The 16,164-nt window shown below is 69.6% G+C and carries 17 protein-coding genes and 1 tRNA gene; 7 read left to right on the plus strand and 11 right to left on the minus strand.

Translation table 11 applies throughout. From position 1 onward, the window contains the following. Nucleotides 1-55: 55 nt before the first annotated feature. The gene (locus ACJ7VY_RS10705) at nt 56-412 is read right to left on the minus strand and encodes a DNA-processing protein DprA (protein WP_313247906.1); all 357 of its coding nucleotides are present in this window, start codon (nt 410-412) and stop codon (nt 56-58) included. Between the two features lie 157 nt (nt 413-569). Between ACJ7VY_RS10705 and ACJ7VY_RS10710 the strand changes: the two genes are divergently transcribed. The 3 genes from ACJ7VY_RS10710 to ACJ7VY_RS10720 all read left to right on the plus strand — a co-directional run bounded on the left by ACJ7VY_RS10710 (nt 570) and on the right by ACJ7VY_RS10720 (nt 2,073). After that, nucleotides 570-911 (plus strand): PadR family transcriptional regulator, encoded by a 342-nt coding sequence (locus ACJ7VY_RS10710; protein WP_161613584.1) that lies wholly within the window; start codon nt 570-572, stop codon nt 909-911. Then, nucleotides 908-1,366 carry a hypothetical protein gene (locus tag ACJ7VY_RS10715; protein ID WP_409475595.1) on the plus strand — a complete coding sequence of 153 codons (459 nt, stop codon included), beginning with the start codon at nt 908-910 and terminating at the stop codon, nt 1,364-1,366. The genes ACJ7VY_RS10710 and ACJ7VY_RS10715 overlap by 4 nt, the downstream gene beginning before the upstream one ends. A 275-nt stretch (nt 1,367-1,641) precedes the next feature. Next, complete coding sequence (locus ACJ7VY_RS10720; RefSeq protein WP_409475596.1) at nt 1,642-2,073, plus strand: alpha/beta fold hydrolase; 432 nt, start codon at nt 1,642-1,644, stop codon at nt 2,071-2,073. Nucleotides 2,074-2,338: 265 nt separating this feature from the next. On the opposite strand, the gene ACJ7VY_RS10725 is transcribed toward ACJ7VY_RS10720, so the two are convergent. The 7 genes from ACJ7VY_RS10725 to leuS all read right to left on the minus strand — a co-directional run bounded on the left by ACJ7VY_RS10725 (nt 2,339) and on the right by leuS (nt 8,783). Next, nucleotides 2,339-2,415, minus strand: a tRNA-Asn gene (locus ACJ7VY_RS10725). Nucleotides 2,416-2,439: 24 nt separating this feature from the next. Beyond that, entirely contained in the window at nt 2,440-2,910 is a 471-nt protein-coding gene (gene rlmH, locus ACJ7VY_RS10730) for a 23S rRNA (pseudouridine(1915)-N(3))-methyltransferase RlmH (protein ID WP_104939140.1), read from the minus strand. Between the two features lie 75 nt (nt 2,911-2,985). Beyond that, nucleotides 2,986-3,399 carry a ribosome silencing factor gene (rsfS, locus tag ACJ7VY_RS10735; RefSeq protein WP_161613581.1) on the minus strand — a complete coding sequence of 138 codons (414 nt, stop codon included), beginning with the start codon at nt 3,397-3,399 and terminating at the stop codon, nt 2,986-2,988. Nucleotides 3,400-3,458: 59 nt separating this feature from the next. Then, complete coding sequence (gene nadD / locus ACJ7VY_RS10740) at nt 3,459-4,154, minus strand: nicotinate-nucleotide adenylyltransferase (protein ID WP_312346364.1); 696 nt, start codon at nt 4,152-4,154, stop codon at nt 3,459-3,461. Nucleotides 4,155-4,165: 11 nt separating this feature from the next. Further along, nucleotides 4,166-5,209, minus strand: coding sequence for a DNA polymerase III subunit delta (gene holA, locus ACJ7VY_RS10745; RefSeq protein WP_104939143.1), 1,044 nt, complete (start codon nt 5,207-5,209; stop codon nt 4,166-4,168). A 42-nt stretch (nt 5,210-5,251) separates the two neighbouring features. Next, nucleotides 5,252-5,797, minus strand: a complete 546-nt coding sequence (lptE, locus tag ACJ7VY_RS10750) for an LPS assembly lipoprotein LptE (protein ID WP_409475597.1) — start codon at nt 5,795-5,797, stop codon at nt 5,252-5,254. Between the two features lie 343 nt (nt 5,798-6,140). After that, nucleotides 6,141-8,783 (minus strand): leucine--tRNA ligase, encoded by a 2,643-nt coding sequence (gene leuS, locus ACJ7VY_RS10755; RefSeq protein ID WP_104939145.1) that lies wholly within the window; start codon nt 8,781-8,783, stop codon nt 6,141-6,143. A gap of 218 nt (nt 8,784-9,001) precedes the next feature. On the opposite strand from leuS, the gene ACJ7VY_RS10760 reads away from it, so the two are divergent. Beyond that, nucleotides 9,002-10,285, plus strand: coding sequence for an amidohydrolase family protein (locus ACJ7VY_RS10760; RefSeq protein ID WP_409475598.1), 1,284 nt, complete (start codon nt 9,002-9,004; stop codon nt 10,283-10,285). A gap of 42 nt (nt 10,286-10,327) precedes the next feature. Here ACJ7VY_RS10760 and ACJ7VY_RS10765 read toward each other — a convergent pair whose 3' ends face one another. The 3 genes from ACJ7VY_RS10765 to ACJ7VY_RS10775 form a co-directional block, all read right to left on the minus strand. Next, the gene (locus tag ACJ7VY_RS10765; RefSeq protein ID WP_409475599.1) at nt 10,328-10,924 is read right to left on the minus strand and encodes a DUF998 domain-containing protein; all 597 of its coding nucleotides are present in this window, start codon (nt 10,922-10,924) and stop codon (nt 10,328-10,330) included. A 99-nt stretch (nt 10,925-11,023) separates the two neighbouring features. Then, nucleotides 11,024-11,236, minus strand: coding sequence for a helix-turn-helix transcriptional regulator (locus ACJ7VY_RS10770; RefSeq protein WP_161613575.1), 213 nt, complete (start codon nt 11,234-11,236; stop codon nt 11,024-11,026). Then, entirely contained in the window at nt 11,233-11,664 is a 432-nt protein-coding gene (locus ACJ7VY_RS10775; protein ID WP_104939148.1) for a hypothetical protein, read from the minus strand. Before ACJ7VY_RS10775 ends, ACJ7VY_RS10770 begins: the two co-directional genes overlap by 4 nt. Nucleotides 11,665-11,825: 161 nt before the next feature. Here ACJ7VY_RS10775 and trxA point away from each other — a divergent pair, with 161 nt between their 5' ends. The 3 genes from trxA to ACJ7VY_RS10790 all read left to right on the plus strand — a co-directional run bounded on the left by trxA (nt 11,826) and on the right by ACJ7VY_RS10790 (nt 16,118). Continuing rightward, a complete protein-coding gene (gene trxA, locus ACJ7VY_RS10780; protein WP_312346351.1) occupies nt 11,826-12,683 on the plus strand; it encodes a thioredoxin in 858 nt (285 codons plus the stop codon). A gap of 154 nt (nt 12,684-12,837) precedes the next feature. Beyond that, nucleotides 12,838-14,496: a FecR domain-containing protein gene (locus tag ACJ7VY_RS10785; protein ID WP_409475600.1), complete on the plus strand. Its 1,659-nt coding sequence runs from the start codon at nt 12,838-12,840 to the stop codon at nt 14,494-14,496. Then, nucleotides 14,493-16,118, plus strand: a complete 1,626-nt coding sequence (locus ACJ7VY_RS10790; protein ID WP_409475601.1) for a CHASE2 domain-containing protein — start codon at nt 14,493-14,495, stop codon at nt 16,116-16,118. The genes ACJ7VY_RS10785 and ACJ7VY_RS10790 overlap by 4 nt, the downstream gene beginning before the upstream one ends. Nucleotides 16,119-16,164 lie beyond the last annotated feature (46 nt).

A 16,164-nucleotide genomic window follows, 5' to 3' on the forward strand; every position in this document is an offset into this window, starting at 1 on the left:
GCAGTGCCATGCCCCCGATGGCGGATCAGTGCGGTAGACGACGTCGCGCCTGGTGTTACGGACAAGCTGATTCGCCGGGGGTGGACTCGGCGCAGTACCAGACTTCGTCGTGTTTGTTTGGATGGTAGTGGTCGCCGACCATCAACCGATCATCCTTCGATAACTTGTTCAGCACGTCCAAGTACTTTTCGAATCTCGTCGAAATTCTTAACTCGGTGCGCGCCCTCTTTCTCGTACATGTAGGACCAAGTGATCGACGAGTTCGGTAGCAGCTTTCGAGGATGAACAGCTTGCGGCCCTGCTCAAGTGCGGCGCGCGCTTGAATGAGGGTGCCTGACGTATCGCCGGCCTGGACGATAGTCGTGGCCTTCGTGATTGCAGACATGGTGACGTTCCGCTCGGTGAAAGCCATGCGGTTGCCCTCTGGCCCTTGCTGACCGCAGGCGTCGAATCCCTGGCGTCACCGCAGTTGGAGCGCGAGGTTGGCCTCCAGAAGCAGGTCAACCAAGAGATTGACACATTGACTGTGCGATACACAGTGTGCGACACTATGTGAAAAGGAGTTCCACATGACCGGCCATGCCGAAGAAGCCAACCTGATCCAGGAGTTACGCCGCGGCACTCTGGTGCTGGCTGTGTTGAGTGCACTGCAGAGTCGTGAATATTGTGGTGCCGACCTCCGGGTCTGGTTGGCGGAAGCCGAGCTCCCTATTGAAGAAGGCGCGCTCTATCCGATGTTGCGTCGCCTGGAGGCACAGGGATTCCTGAGCAGTGAGCGAAGACCAGAAGACTCGCGCCTGAAACGATTCTATAGGTTGTCAAATGCAGGAAAGTCCGCACATCGCAAAATGCTTGGCCAATGGCATGCGCTTTCTGGAAGTTTGGCCTTGCTCAATGGAGAACAGCCATGAACGCCGTTGACAGATATTTGAAGCACGTGGGTTGTTGGATGCTGCCAAATCAGCGTTCGCGTGTACTTCAGAGGGTCCGAGAAGATATTGAAGAGATCATCGGCGATGAGTGCGAGGAGACCAAGATCGAGCAGCGTCTACGTCAGTTCGGTCCGCCGCCTGTCGTGGCCGCACGCTATGCCGACTACCCCCACGTGATCCCGGGCATGCTCGCGCCTGCGTACTTTATGGTCATCCTGATCACGCTGGCTGCGTTGTTCCTCGTCAATCTGACCTTGCTGATTCCCCGGGCCATCCACGGAGAAAGCTGGCTGAGCAACCTGGGTCTGGTTCTCGCGACCTCGTTCTCTGCCGCCCCTTGGGCATTCACGGTCATCACCATCGTGTTCGCACTGCTGGGCTATTGGGCGCAGCGGCGAGCACACCACCCCCGCTCCCAAGCAGTATCACCATGAATCGTTCTTGCTTTGCCAGTGCGCTGGCGTTGGCAGTCTCCTGCTGCCTTTTTTCAGGATAAACCGTTGCCCAGCAACCAGATCCCATCTGTGCCGGCAAGATCATGGCTGCTCATGGCGAGGTCAAGATCGCCTACACGCCTGAAGAATCCAAACAGGGAGAAGTCGTCGTGTTGGTACCCGGCGCCGGGGAACATGCCGAAGACTGGCCGACGGCCTTGACCCAATGACTACTTGAGCATGGCTATCGCGTTCTGAAGCTGGAAACACGCGATGTGGGATGTTCGACACGTCTCGACGCGAAGGGGCCAGTGGATTCGGCCGCCCTGTTCGCGCAGCTTGGCAAGGGTGAGAAGCCGTCGACTGCCCACACTGCCCAAGGCATGGCCGGGGACGTGATCGCGGTGATGGATCATGCCAAGATCAGGAAAGCCCATCTCATCGGCGCCTCGGCTGGCGCGACGGTTTCCGGATGGCTTGCGTCCAAACGACCCGAACGCGTGTCGTCCCTGGCCTTGCTGATGGCGAACTCGGGGACTCCACTCAATCCGATGCCTGCTGACCCGGTAACAATGGCCAGTGTCGGCATGCCACCCGCAACGGACGCAAGCATCGAAGCTCGGCGCACCTTGCTCGCGGCAATGAACAAGGCCCCGGAAGCGGACGAGCCGACACGTTCGCCTGAAGTCCGTCAGCAAGTGGCTTGATGCCACGTCAGCCAGCCGTATTGATGGAGACGGACCGGCACGGCAGGCCGTCGCGGAAGTACATCTGCCGGATCTTGACCAACATGACCATGTTGATCACTCCTGAGATCCCCTGAGCCGAAAAGCTCGGGATGCGGGCTGCAGGCGGGTCAGTTTTGCGTGCGCACCACAACGGAAAGTGGGTCGGTTCTGGATGCGCGCCAACAGGCATTTTTTCCGGGACAGCAAAAAGGGCCGCTTGCGCGGCCCTAAGTGTTTGAATCTATGGCGCCCGAAGTTGGACTCGAACCAACGACCCCCTGATTAACAGTCAAGTGCTCTAACCGGCTGAGCTATTCGGGCGGGGACGCGCATTCTATACGCATGTCAGGCGCGATGGTAGGGGTGATTGGCGAGCATCGCCGCGGCGCGGTACAACTGCTCGGCCACCACCAGCCGCACCAGCATGTGCGGCAGCGTCAGCGGCCCGATCGACCATTTCTCGTCGGCGCTCGCCGACACCTCCGGCGAATGCCCTTCCGGGCCACCGATCAGGAACGCCAGGTCGCGGCCCTGTGCGCGCCAGTGCTCCAGCCGCTGCGCGAGCTGCTCGGAACTGAGCTGGCGCCCGGGCACGTCCAGCGCCACCACGTATGGATTCTTCGGCAGCGCCGCCAGCACCCGCCGGCCTTCGTCCTCGATCGCGCGCCTGGGGTCGCGCCCCTTGCCACGCAGGCCCGGCTCGATCTCCACCAGCTCCAGCGGCAACCAGTGCGACAGGCGCTTCTGGTACTCGGCGAATCCCTGCGCCACCCACGATGGCGCGCGTTCCCCGGTGGCGATCAGTCTGGCTTTCATGGCGCGGCTCCCGGCACGGCGTCGAAACGAAGACGGCGCCCTGCGGCGCCGTCGCGTGGCATGTGGCCGGGCAGGTCAGCCGGCCTGCTGCTCGTCGTCGGCGGACGACGGCGGCTGGTCGCCCACCGTCCACAGGCGCTCGAGCGCGTAGAACTCGCGCACGCGCGGCAGCATCACGTGCACGATCACGTCGCCCAGGTCCACCAGCACCCACTCGGCCTCGCGCTCGCCCTCAACGCCCAGCGGCATCACCCCGAGGTCCTTGGCGAAGCGCACCACTTCGTCACCGATGGACTTGACGTGGCGCGTCGACGTGCCCGAAGCGATGACCAGGTAATCCGCCACGCTGGACTTGCCGCGGACGTCGATCTCCACGGCGTCCTTGGCCTTGAGCTCCTCCAGCGCCGCGTGCACGGAGGCCAGCAGGGCGGGAACGGACGGCGGCGGATTGGGCAACTGGGTCTTGATGACTTGGGCTTCGGTGGTCAAAGCGGCAGAACTCGATGAATTGAAGCGGCGATTATAGAGAACCCGGACCGGCCCGGCATTCACGCCGTGGCGCATCCATACAGGCGGTGGGCGGCGATGTAGGCGGCGACGGCGGGCGGCACCAGCCCGCGCCAGGCGCCGCCAGCGGCGATCAGGCCGCGCACGGCGGTGGCCGATTCGGCCTGCAGCGGCTGGCGCAGGCGCCACACCCGCCCGGCCGGCCGTGCGCGCAGCGATGCGGCAGCGTCCGCCCAGGCATCGCGCAGGCGCGCGGCCAGCATGGCGGGCAGCTGCCCGTCCAACGCATTGCCGGGACGCTCGGCGACGACGATATGCGCCAGTTCCAGCAGGTGCTCCCATTCATGCCAGGTCGGCAGGCCCAGCAGGCTGTCCGCGCCCATCAACAGGGCGACCGGAGCCGTGGCGCCGGTTTCGGCGCGCAGTTCCCGCAGGGTGTCCACGGTCCACGACGGTACCCCGGGCTGGCGCGCGGCGCGGCGCAGTTCGCGGGTGTCGACGCACAGTCCGTCCTCGCCGGCAACCGCCAGTTCCAGCATGCGCATGCGCTGCGCGGCATCGGCACCGGGCGGCGGCCGGTGCGGTGGATCGGCGGCCGGCATCAGCCGCACCGGGGCCTGCAGTTCGTCGCGGGCGCGGCGGGCAATGGCCAGGTGGCCGTTGTGCACCGGGTCGAAGGTGCCACCGTAGAGCAGCAGCAGGCCGTCACCGGACCGGTCCGGGCCTGGTCCCGGCATGGCCATCACGGTCAGCGCGTCCCGCGGGCCAGCAGGCGCACCGCCTGCGCCTCGGCTACCGCCAGCAGCAGGCGTTCCAGCGCCAGCCACGGATCACCCTCGGCGCGCCCCTTGGCCATGCGGTCGACCTGTCCGGCCTCGGCCACGAACCGCTCCCAGCGCTGCGCCGCCGGGTGCCGCTGCAGCGCGCGCTTGAACGGCGCCTGCCGCGACTCCCAGATGCCGCGCGCCTTCATTTCGCCGGCCAGGTTGCCGCCGGCGGCCTGGACCCGCGCCAGCCCGGCCGTGAGCAGCAGCTCGCGGATCAGGATCGGGGTGAGCGCGGCCACCGCCTCGCCCTCGGCGCGCAGCCCGGCGAGCATGCGCAGCACCGCCTGAGGCTGCCCGGAGAATGCTGCCTCGACCAGCCGGAACACGTCGTAGCGCGCGGCGTCGGCGACCAGCGACTCCATCTTCGCCACGTCCAGCGTCTGGCCTTCGGCCAGCAGCGCCAGTTTGTCGATTTCCTGCGCGGCCGCCAGCAGGTTGCCCTCCACGCGTTCGCTCAGGCGCTGCACCGCCGCCGGCTCGGCGCGCAACCCGCGGGCACGCAGGCGGCGCTCGATCCAGTCGCCCAGTTCATGCGGCTTGATCGCCCACGCCACCGACAGCACGCCGGCCCGCGCCACCGCGTCGGCCCACTTGCCCTGGTGCGACTTGCTCCACTCGCCGGCGGTGATCAGCAGCACCACGTCGGCCGGCGGCTGCGCGCAGAATTCGCTGATGACCTCCGCGCCCTCCTTGCCCGGCTTGCCACTGGGCAGGCGCAGCTCCACCAGCCGGCGCGCACTGAACAGGCTCGGCGCGTTGAAGCTGGATGCCAGCTGGCCCCAGTCGAAGTCACGGCCGTCGGCATCGAACACCTCGCGCTCGCCGATGCCTTCGGCGCGCGCCCGCGCGCGCACCGCATCGGCCGCTTCCAGCACGCGCAGCAGTTCCGGCCCGGCGATCAGGTAGACCGGCGCCAGCGGCTGCGTGCCGGCCTGGGTGGCGAGCTGCTCGGGACGCAGTTCCATCGCTCAGCGCCCGCGCGCCGGAGCCGCCATCGTCGGCATCGCTCAGCCGTCCTTGCCGGTGGCCGGAGCGGCGCCGCGCTGCTTTTCCATCTGCGCGCGCACCACGCTGTCGATGCGCCGCAGGATCGAGGCGGACATCTCACGGCGCAGTTCGTCGGCGAGGATCTCGCGCTCGGTGGTGGTACCGGTGGCGTCGGTCGGCTCGGACACATAGTCGCGCGACAGTTCGATCACCTGCTCGGGCACCAGCACGCTGCCGTCGGGGTGCTGGAACACGAACACCACCGCGTAGCGCATGCTGTATTCCTGGGTGCGGCCCTGGGCGTCGATGGCGATGGGCAGGTCGCCCCAGCGCTCGGAGCGGATCTGCAGCCGGGCCGCGCCCTTGCCGGGCGCGTCCTCGCCGACCACGACCGCACCGGAGGCGTGCAGCCCGCGCTCGAGCAGCTTGACCAGTTCGCTGTAGCGCACGTTAGATTCGACCTTTACCGCCGGGGTGTCCTCCGGCAGGGTGAGCCTGTTGCGCAGGTGGAAGCCGCAACCGGTCAGGCTCACGGCAAGGACGAGGGCGGTCAGGTATCGGGTCATGGGCACAGTCTGGCGGAGCCGGCCGGGAGCGGCAACAGAAAACGGCCCGCATCATCGCCCATCCGGTGTGAGCGGGGATGAAACCGGGATCGCTGATCCACTGTTCGCAAACGCACTCCGGGCGTGTGGGGGCAACACGAAGCCGGAGCCGGCGCTCACACGCTCCTGGTAGGAAAGCACTCGCGAAAAAGCCGGTTGCCAAGCCCCAGCCCCCCAGGTTGGGGGGCGATCCGCGCGCAAGCGCGGATGGGGGGGCGCCGCGACAGACCACAAGCCGCAGCGAATGACAAACGCGCCGCCGCGCGCCCGGATGGCGAACCATCGGGGGCGCGCCGCAGGCGTATCAACCCGCCACGATGTTGACGATCTTGCCCGGCACGATGATGACCTTGCGCACGGCCAGGCCTTCCAGGAACTTGGCCGCGTTCGGCTCTTCCCTGGCGGCGGCCTCGATCAGCTCGCGGCTGGCGTCGGCGGCCACCTCGATGGTGCCGCGCAGCTTGCCGTTGACCTGCACCGCCAGGGTCAGCGCATCCTTGACCAGCGCGCCGGCGTCGACCTGCGGGAACGGCTGGTCTTCCAGCAGGGTCTCGCCATGGCCCAGCGCCTGCCACATCGCATGGCAGGCATGCGGGGTGATCGGGTTGAGCAGCAGCACCGCCGCCTGCAGGGCCTCCTGGCGCACCGCCCGGCCCTGGTCGCTGGCGTCGTCGAACTTGGCCAGCACGTTGAGCAGCTCCATCACCGCGGCGATGGCGGTGTTGAAGGCGTGGCGGCGGCCGTAGTCGTCGCCGACCTTGCCGATGGTCTCGTGGGTCTTGCGGCGCAGGGCCTTCTGCCCGGCGTCCAGCGCGGCGACATCCAGCGCCGGCGCGCTGCCATCGGCGGCATGCCGGTGCACCATGGTCCACAGCCGGCGCAGGAAGCGCGCCATGCCGTCCACGCCGGCCTCGTTCCATTCCAGCGACTGTTCCGGCGGGGCCGCGAACATCGAGAACAGGCGCACGGTGTCGGCGCCGTACTTGGCCACCATCGCCTGCGGATCGACGCCGTTGTTCTTGGACTTGGACATCTTCTCGGTGCCGCCGATCACCACCGGCTGGCCGTCGCTGCGCAGGGTGGCGCCGGTGATGCGGCCGCGCTCGTCGCGCACCACGTCCACGTCGGCCGGGTTGAACCAGTCCCTGGAGCCATCGGCGTTGAGCCGGTAGAAGGTCTCGGCGATCACCATGCCCTGGCACAGCAGGTTGCGCGCCGGCTCGTTACTGTCGACCATGCGCGCGTCGCGCAGCAGCTTGTGGAAGAAGCGGAAGTACATCAGGTGCAGGATCGCGTGCTCGATGCCGCCGATGTACTGGTCGACCGGCAGCCAGTAGTTGCCGCGCTTGTCCACCGCCTCGCGCGCACCCGGCGAGGTGTAGCGGGCGTAGTACCAGCTCGATTCCATGAAGGTGTCGAAGGTGTCGGTCTCGCGTTCGGCCGCGCCGCCGCATTCCGGGCAGGTGGTCCGGCGCCATTCCGGGTCGGCCTTGATCGGCGAGCCGGTGCCGGTGAACTGCACGTCCTCGGGCAGCACCACCGGCAGCTGGTCTTCCGGCACCGGTACCGCGCCGCACTTGTCGCAGTAGATCACCGGGATCGGGCAGCCCCAGTAGCGCTGGCGGCTCACGCCCCAGTCGCGCAGGCGGTAGTTGACCCGGCGCTGGCCCTGGGCCTTGCGCTCGAAGCGCTCGGCCAGCGCCTCGAAGGCGCCCTGGAAATCCAGCCCGTCGAACTCGGCCGAGTTGACCAGCTCGGTCTCGCGGGTCTTGTCGCCGTACCAGTCCTGCCAGCGGTCCGGGTCGTAGCTGCGCTCGTCGTCGTTCTTGGGGTGCTTCAGCGCGATGACCTGCTTCTTCGGCAGGCCGTACTTGCTGGCGAACTCGAAATCGCGCTGGTCGTGGCCGGGAACGGCCATCACCGCGCCGGTGCCGTAGCCCATCAGCACGAAGTTGGCGACCCAGATCGGCACCTGCTCGCCGCTGACCGGGTGCACCGCCTTCAGGCCGGTGTCCATGCCGCGCTTTTCCTGGGTTTCCAGCTCGGCCTCGGAGACGCCGCCCTGCTTCAGCTCGGCCAGCAGCGCGGCCAGTGCCGGGTTGTTCTTCGCCGCATGCACCGCCAGCGGGTGTTCGCCGGCGATGGACACGAAGCTCACGCCCATCACCGTGTCCGGGCGGGTGGTGAACACGCGCAGCGGGTCCAGCACGCTGCCGTCCACGTCACGCACGTCGAACTGGATCTCCAGGCCTTCGGAACGGCCGATCCAGTTGCGCTGCATGGTCTTGACCGATTCCGGCCAGCCGTCCAGCTCGTCCAGGCCGTCCAGCAGCTCCTGGGCGTAGTCGGTGATGCGCAGGAACCACTGCGGGATCTCGCGCTTTTCCACCAGCGCGCCCGAACGCCAGCCGCGGCCATCGATGACCTGCTCGTTGGCCAGCACGGTCTGGTCCACCGGGTCCCAGTTCACCACCGCGTTGCGGCGGTAGGCCAGGCCCTTGCGCATCAGCCGGGTGAACATGCGCTGCTCGTGCACGTAGTAGTCCGGCGTGCAGGTGGCGAACTCGCGCGACCAGTCGATGGCGTAGCCCAGCGACTTGAGCTGGCCGCGCATGTGGTCGATGTTGGCGTAGGTCCACTTGGCCGGCGCGGTGTTGTTCTTGATCGCCGCGTTCTCGGCCGGCAGGCCGAACGCGTCCCACCCCATCGGCTGCAGCACGTTGTGCCCGGTCATGCGCTTGTAGCGGCTGATGACGTCGCCGATGGTGTAGTTGCGCACGTGGCCCATGTGCAGCGCGCCGGACGGATACGGCAGCATCGACAGGCAGTAGTACTTGGGCTTGTCCGAGGTTTCGTCGACCTCGAAGGCACGGGTGGTTTCCCAGTACTTCTGGGCAGCGGTTTCGACCTGCTGGGGATCGTAGATGTGGGTTTCGACGCTGGACATGAAAGCGTTGGGGCTGCGGCAAAGCGGGACAGCGTACCGCAGTGCACCAGAGGGCTCCAATCCGGCCCACCCCGCCGCCCCCGGGAAAAACCCGTTTCCTGCAATATCAATCGCTTGCGCGATTTCGCCCGGCGGCGGCCATGAGCGCCCCGGGCGCCCGGCCGGTTTCCCGCGCCGGCCCGCTATGCTGCCGGCTCCATCCCTGGGGAATGAGACCGATGCCGATCCGCCGCCACCTCGCCACCGTCCTGCTGCTGGCCTGCGCCCCGGCCTGGGCCGAACCCGTCGCCGTGCAGTGCGGTCGCCTGTTCGACGCCCGCAGCGGCCAGCTCAAGGGGCCGCACACGCTGCTGGTGGCCGACGGCCGCATCCAGCAGGTGCTGGCCGGCGCCGATGCGGCAACCGGCGGCGCGCGCGCGGTCGATTTGCGCGACAAGGTGTGCCTGCCCGGCTGGACCGACCTGCACGTGCACCTGGGCAGCCAGTCCAGCCCGCAGAGCTACTCCGAAGGCTTCCGCCTGGATCCGATGGACTACGCCTTCCGCGCGGTCGGCTACGCCGAAAAGACCCTGATGGCCGGCTTCACCAGCGTGCGCGACCTCGGCGGCGAGGTCGGCCCGCACCTGCGCGACGCGATCAACCAGGGGCTGGTGAAGGGGCCGCGGATCTTCGCCGCCGGCAAGTCCATCGCCACCACCGGCGGCCACGCCGACCCGACCAACGGCTGGAACGACCAGCTCTCGCACCTGATCGGCACGCCCGGCCCCACCGAGGGCGTGATCAATTCGGTGGACGAGGCGCGCCAGGCGGTGCGCCAGCGCTACAAGGACGGCAGCGACGTGATCAAGATCACCGCCACTGGCGGCGTGCTCAGCTATGCGCGCTCCGGCGACGCGCCGCAGTTCACCGTGGACGAGGTCAAGGCCATCGTCGATACCGCGCGCGACTACGGCTTCCGCGTGGCCGCCCATGCCCACGGCACCGAGGGCATGAAGCGCGCGGTGCTGGGCGGGGTCACCAGCATCGAGCACGGCACCTACATGGACGATGAGGTCATGCGGCTGATGAAGCAGCACGGCACCTGGTACGTGCCCACTTTCTACGCCGGGCGCTTCGTCACCGAGAAGGCGGCCATCGACGGTTACTTCCCCGAGGTGGTGCGGCCCAAGGCCGCGCGCATCGGCGCGCTGATCAGCCAGACCGCGGCCAGGGCCTACCGCAACGGGGTCAGGATCGCCTTCGGCACCGACCAGGGCGTGGGCCCGCACGGCGACAACGCGCGCGAGTTCGTCTACATGGTGGAGGCCGGCATCCCCGCCGCGTACGCGCTGCAGGCCGCCACCGTGCATGCCGCGCAGGTGCTGGGCGTGGACGACCAGGGCGTGCTGGAAGCCGGCAAGCGCGCCGACGTGATCGCCCTGGCCGCCGACCCGCTGCAGGACATCAACGCGGTGCTGGACGTGCGCTTCGTGATGAAGGACGGGGTGATCTACAAGCAGTAATGGCCGCGCGCACTCCGCCGCAGGGAGCGCGCGCCGCCCGGCTCAGCGCGGCGCCAGCCGCGCCAGCAGCGCCAGCCACAGCGCCCAGCCCAGGAAGGCCAGCCGCTGCGCCATCGCCACCGGCATGACGCTGCCGAACACGAACGCGCTGCACAGCATCCACACCGCGCAGGCCACCGCCAGGGTCGCGACCGGGCGCCATGCCGCATCGCGCGCGGCGCCCACGCGCAGCATCGCCGCGCCGGCGCAGAACGCCACCAGCCACAGCAGCCAGACGCTGGCGTGGGCCTGGCTGGCGCGGTTCTCGATGTCCTGCGCGTCCAGCGGGAACACGCCCATGGCGGCGAAGGCCAGCCCGGCCAGCAGCAGCATCTGCCCGGCCACCCGCAGCGGCCGCGAGGCCGTGGCCGGCATGCGCAGCACCAGGCCAAGCGCGGCCAGCGCCGCCAACAGCCCCGGCAGCACGAAGCCCAGCGCGTTGAAGGAGCCCGCGCCGGGAACGCCGGTGGCGCCCAGCAGCGAAACCGGGTGGCGCATCTGGTCGTAGAACGGCAGCCGCGCGCCGAACACCGCCAGCGCCACCAGCCATATCACCACCGACGCCGGCCCGGCCCAGCGCACCCATGCTTTCCACACCATCGCCATTTCGACCCCGTGCTTGCCGGCGCAGGAACGCGCCAGCCGATGCCGGCGATTGTGAAGGCTGCGCCGCTGGCGCGCACGCCAACGCCTGCCGGCTCAGCCGCGCCAGTGGAAGACATCCTCGACGCCGGCGCCGAACGCGCGGGCGATGCGGAACGCCAGCTCCAGCGACGGCGCATAGCGTCCGGCCTCGAGCGCGATGATGGTCTGCCGGGTCACGCCGCAGGCGTCCGCCAGTGCCTGCTGGGTCATCTCGCCGTGTTCGACCCGCAGCCGGCGGATGTCGTTGCCGACCGGCGTGCCGCTCACCGGCAGCCGTACCGGTAATGCCACAGCATGACCGCGGCGTGCACGCTGAGCGAGAGGCCGACCAGCCATGCCAGGAAACTCCCCAGCCAGGCACCGCCGCGCGCCGCGACGAAATCCGCATGCTCCTCGGCCAGCACCGAGGCCACCATCAGCATCAACGCCAGCGCGGCGTAGCCGGCACGCGCGCCCTGCGCCTGGATCGCCCGGTCGCGCTCGTCGGCCACGACGCTGCCGTCGCGGCGCAGGAACAGGAACGCGCCGACCAGGAACAGCCACCAGGCGGGGCCCAGCACATCCGCCCTTGCGCCCGCGCCGCCAAGGAGCAGCCAGCGCCCCAACAGGACCGAGGCCAGGCCGGCGCTGGCCAGCAGCAGCCAGGCCAGCTTCTGTTGCCGGTTGATCGCCACGCGCGTGCCGGTGCGTTCCATGGACTCTCCTCTTCTCTCCCGCGCGCGCCCCTTGGCAGCACTGGCGCGATGCGATGCGACGTTGGCATCCGCCCGCCACCATGTCAAATATCTTTTACATCGACTTGCATCCACGCGCTCTGCCACCATCTCCGACGAAACCTCCCACTGCGAGTCCCGCGATGTCCGACCTGCCCCACGTTTTCGACGCCACGACCGAGACCTTCGAAACCGACGTCCTGCAGAAATCGCTGCAGACGCCGGTGCTGGTGGATTTCTGGGCGACCTGGTGCGGGCCGTGCAAGACGCTGGGGCCGATCCTGGAGAAGCTGGCCGGCGAGTACCACGGCGCGTTCGAACTGGCCAAGGTCGACGTGGACAAGGAGCAGCAGATCGCCGCGGCGTTCCAGATCCGTTCGGTGCCCACCGTGTTCCTGGTCAAGGACGGGCAGATCGTGGACGGTTTCCCCGGCGCGCTGCCGGAAGGCCAGCTGCGCGAGTTCCTGTCCCAGCACGGCATCACCCCGGCCGAGGCGCCGGCCGAGCTGGAGGCCGAGCCGGCGCCGCTGGATCCGCTGTCGCAGGTCGCCGCGCTGCGCGAGGCCATTGCCGCCGAGCCGGACAAGGCCGAACTGAAGCTCGACCTGGCGCTGGCGCTGATCCGCACCGGCGAGGTCGCCGAGGCCGGGCAGCTGCTCGACGCCTTGCCCGCCAACCTGGCCACCGACGACCGCACCATCCGCGCCCGCGCACGTCTGGACTTCCACGCCGCGGCCGCCGACGCGCCGCCGGCCGACGCCCTGGCCGCGCGGGTGCAGGCCGACGGCAACGACCTGGAGGCGCGCTACCTGCTCGGCATCCGCCAGCTGCTGGGCGGCAGCGAGGAAGCGGCGCTGGAGCAGTTCCTGGAAATGCTGCGGATCGACCGCGGCTACCGCGACGGCCTGCCGCGCAAGGCGTTGATCGATGCGTTCCGCGTCGTCGAGGACGACGACCTCGTCGGCCGTTACCGGCGGCGGATGTCCTCGCTCCTGTTCTGAGTGTCATTGCACGTTCAGGCAGGTGAAGCGCGGCCTGCCGGATAATGCGCTGTTCATCGTGGTGATGACGTACGGCGACACCGCCGTGCCACATGGGGAGGGAGGCGCGAGCAATGCCGGGCGCCGGTTCCCGCGACGCAAGGACCTATTGCCGATGATGTCGTTCAACCGGGGTGGGCTGCGCCTGACCGTGCTGCTGCAGATCGCGCTGGCGACGCTGCCGCTGTCGTGCTCGGCCGCGGCCAGCGCCCAGGACTGGAACTATCGCGTGCGCCCCGGCGACACCCTGTGGGACCTGGGCACGCGCTATCTCAAGCCCACCGTGTCCTGGGAAGAACTGCGGAACCACAACGCGGTGGCCAACCCCTACCGCCTGCCACCGGGCCAGGTGCTGCGGTTTCCCATCGCCTGGCTGCGGGTGGAGCCCGCGCCGGCGCGCGTCGTGGCGGTGCGCGGCCAGGTCGATGTCGGCACCGATGGCCAGCCGTCCGCGGCCGCCCGCGAGGGCATGCGCCTGCCCATCGGCAGCCACATCCGCACCGGTGCCGAGGCCAGCATCACCCTGGCGTTCGCCGACGATTCGCGGCTGCTGCTGCGCGAGCACTCGGAACTGCGCCTGGACCAGCTCAGCAGCTATGGCGCCACCGGCATGGTGGATACGCGCCTGCGGCTGCAGCGCGGCCGCAGTGGCAGCCGGGTGACCCCGGCGCAGGGGCCGGCATCGCGCTACATGATCACCGCGCCCACGGCCACCAGCAGCGTGCGCGGTACCGTGTTCCGGGTCAGCGCCGGACAGGACGGCGACCCGGCCGCCACCGAAGTGGTCGAAGGCCGGGTGCAGGTGGGCAACCGCCATGGCCAGCGGATGGTCGCCCCCGGCCAGGCCAGCCTCAGCGCCTCGGCCGGGCACGCGCCGGCGGCGGTGCAGCCGCTGCCCCCCGCACCGGAGCTCGACGCCGCGCGGCTGCGGCTGGCGCCGCTGCCGCTGCTGGCGGCCTGGCAGCCGGTGCCACAGGCGCGCGGCTACCGCGTCGAGGTGGTGCGCGCCGATGCGCCCGAGGTCCTGCTGTTCGCGCGCGACACCACCGATTCCAGCATCCGTATCGACGACCTGCCCGGCGGGCAGCTGCGCCTGCTGGTGCGCGCGGTGGCTGCCGACGGTGTCGAAGGCCACGACAGCGCCCATGATTTCGAGGTACCCGACGGCCTGCCGCCGCCGCTGACCACCGCCCCGGTGCATGGCCAGACCCTGGCCCAGGCGCAGCCGCGCTTCGCCTGGGCGCAGGTGCCCGGCGCCACCGCCAGCGTGCTGCAGATCGCGCACGAGCCGGCGTTCCGCCAACCACTGGTCGAACGCCGCACCGACGCCACCCGGCTGCGTTCGCCGGTTGCCCTGGCGCCAGGCGACTACTACTGGCGGGTCGCCTCGGTGGATGCGCAGGGACGCAGCGGCCGCTTCGGGCAGGCCCTGCCCCTGCGGGTCAGCGACGCGCCGCCGGATTCCGGCCTGCAACCGGCGCAGGCCGGCAGGGGCCAGTTGACCCTGCGCTGGCAGCCCGGCGCCGACGGCCAGCGCTATCGCGTGCAGGTGGACCGCCGCGGCGACTTCAGCGCCCCGCTGCTCGACCGCGAAACCCGCGTGCCGGAGGTGGTGATGAAACAGCCTTGGCGCGGCGGCACCCTGCACGTGCGCGTGCAGTACATCGACGACGACGGCTATGCGGGCCCGTTCTCCAGCGCCCAGCAGATCCGGCTGCCGTGCAAGCTCTGCTACGGCGCCGGCGCCGGCGCCCTGCTGCTGCTCGCCCTGTGAGACTGTTCCTGCTGCCCTGGCCGTGGCGGCTGCTGCTGGCCGTGGCCGTGGGCGCGCTGGCCGGCTGGGCCAGCCAGACGCACCTGCTCTGGCAGCAGGACGAATACGTGTATGACCGCCTGGTGGGCAACTGGCACTACCCGCCCGACGAGCGCCTGGCGATCGTCGCCATCGACGAGCGCAGCCTGCAGCAGCTGGGGCAGTGGCCGTGGCCGCGCGGCACCCATGCGCGGCTGCTCGAGCGCCTGCGCGAAGCCGGCGCACGCCGCGTCGCGCTGGACCTGATGTTCCCCGAGCCCGACCGCAAGGACGCGCGCCAGGACGCGGAGCTGGCGGCGGCGATCAAGCGCGGCGGCAACGTCGTGCTGCCGGTGCTGGCGGCCGCGGCCAGCGACGAGGCCGTCCCCGAGGAACTGCTGCCGGTACCGGTGCTGGCCGCGGTGGCCGACGGGCTGGCGCATACCGACATCGAGGTCGATGGCGACGGCGTCGCCCGTGGCCTGTACCTGCGCGCCGGCGTCGGTTCGGCGTACTGGCCGGCACTGGGCCTGGCGCTGAGCGGCCTCGACGGCCCCATCCCCGGACTGGCCGATCCGGCCCCGGACACGCTCTCGCCGTACCAGTGGCGGCGCGACAACTACGTGCGGCTGCGCTACGCCGGGCCGCCGGGCAGCTTCCCGCAGGTGTCCTACATCGACGTGCTGGAAGGGCGGCTGCCGCCCGGGCTGCTGCGCGACCGGCTGGTGATCGTCGGCATGACCGCCAGCGGCATCGCCCCGCGCCTGCTCACCCCGACCTCGCGCGAGTACTGGATGAGCGGCACCGAATACCAGGCCAACGTCGCCTCGATGCTGCTCGGCGGGCACGTGATCCTGCCGCTGCGTCCGCCGCTGCAGCTGGCCGCGGTGTTCGTGCTGGTGGCGCTGTGCGCACTGGGCATGACCCAGCGCCGGCTGTCGCCGTGGCTGGTCGCGGTGCTGTCGCTGGTGCTCCCGCTGCTGCTCAGCACGGTGCTGCTGCGCGGCTTCAACCTGTGGTTCGCACCGGCGGCGGCGGTCGGCGGCGCGTTGCTGATGTGGGTGGCCTGGGGCCTGTGGCAGCTGCGCTATTGGCGCCGCCAGGCCAACCGCGACCCGCTGACCGGGCTGGCCAACCGCATGCGTTTCGAAGAAGCGCTGCAGCAGGAATACGAAGCGGCGCGGCGCGGCGGCCGGCCGTTGAGCCTGGCCCTGATCGACCTGGACAACTTCAAGCACTACAACGACACCTTCGGCCACCACGTCGGCGACCTGGTGCTGCAGCAGACCGCGCGGATGATCGGCGAGCTGGCGCGGCGGCCGCGCGACCTGGCCGCGCGCTTCGGCGGCGACGAGTTCGCCCTGGTGTTGCCGGACACCGGCAGCGAGGGTGCGGTCCTGCTGGTCGAAACCCTCATCGGCCGCGTCCGCCAGGCGGGAGTGGCGGTCGGCAAGGGCCGCCAGGCCAGGATCAGCGTCACCGTCGGCGTGGCGACCATCGTGCCGGGCGCCGACAGCCTGCCCGGGGAACTGTTCCGCGACGCCGACGCCTCGCTGTACCAGGCCAAGGCCGCCGGCCGCGACGGCTACCGGGTGGCCGACTGAGGCGCCAGCCGCCTCACCATACGGCAGCGAATGCTAGACTCCCGGT

The organism is Stenotrophomonas sp. Y-13 (assembly GCF_046267925.1).
GTDB classification, from domain to species: domain Bacteria; phylum Pseudomonadota; class Gammaproteobacteria; order Xanthomonadales; family Xanthomonadaceae; genus Stenotrophomonas; species Stenotrophomonas acidaminiphila_A.

Excerpts from the sequence above, each read along its gene's own strand:
- rlmH (WP_104939140.1), bottom strand. The coding sequence starts at position 2,910 with ATGAAAGCCAGACTGATCGCCACCGGGGAACGCGCGCCATCGTGGGTG.
- nadD (WP_312346364.1), bottom strand. The coding sequence starts at position 4,154 with ATGCCGGGACCAGGCCCGGACCGGTCCGGTGACGGCCTGCTGCTGCTC.
- lptE (WP_409475597.1), bottom strand. The coding sequence starts at position 5,797 with ATGACCCGATACCTGACCGCCCTCGTCCTTGCCGTGAGCCTGACCGGT.
- holA (WP_104939143.1), bottom strand. The coding sequence starts at position 5,209 with ATGGAACTGCGTCCCGAGCAGCTCGCCACCCAGGCCGGCACGCAGCCG.
- ACJ7VY_RS10785 (WP_409475600.1), top strand. The coding sequence starts at position 12,838 with ATGATGTCGTTCAACCGGGGTGGGCTGCGCCTGACCGTGCTGCTGCAG.
- ACJ7VY_RS10705 (WP_313247906.1), bottom strand. The coding sequence starts at position 412 with ATGGCTTTCACCGAGCGGAACGTCACCATGTCTGCAATCACGAAGGCC.
- ACJ7VY_RS10765 (WP_409475599.1), bottom strand. The coding sequence starts at position 10,924 with ATGGTGTGGAAAGCATGGGTGCGCTGGGCCGGGCCGGCGTCGGTGGTG.
- ACJ7VY_RS10710 (WP_161613584.1), top strand. The coding sequence starts at position 570 with ATGACCGGCCATGCCGAAGAAGCCAACCTGATCCAGGAGTTACGCCGC.
- trxA (WP_312346351.1), top strand. The coding sequence starts at position 11,826 with ATGTCCGACCTGCCCCACGTTTTCGACGCCACGACCGAGACCTTCGAA.
- ACJ7VY_RS10715 (WP_409475595.1), top strand. The coding sequence starts at position 908 with ATGAACGCCGTTGACAGATATTTGAAGCACGTGGGTTGTTGGATGCTG.
- leuS (WP_104939145.1), bottom strand. The coding sequence starts at position 8,783 with ATGTCCAGCGTCGAAACCCACATCTACGATCCCCAGCAGGTCGAAACC.
- ACJ7VY_RS10760 (WP_409475598.1), top strand. The coding sequence starts at position 9,002 with ATGCCGATCCGCCGCCACCTCGCCACCGTCCTGCTGCTGGCCTGCGCC.
- ACJ7VY_RS10775 (WP_104939148.1), bottom strand. The coding sequence starts at position 11,664 with ATGGAACGCACCGGCACGCGCGTGGCGATCAACCGGCAACAGAAGCTG.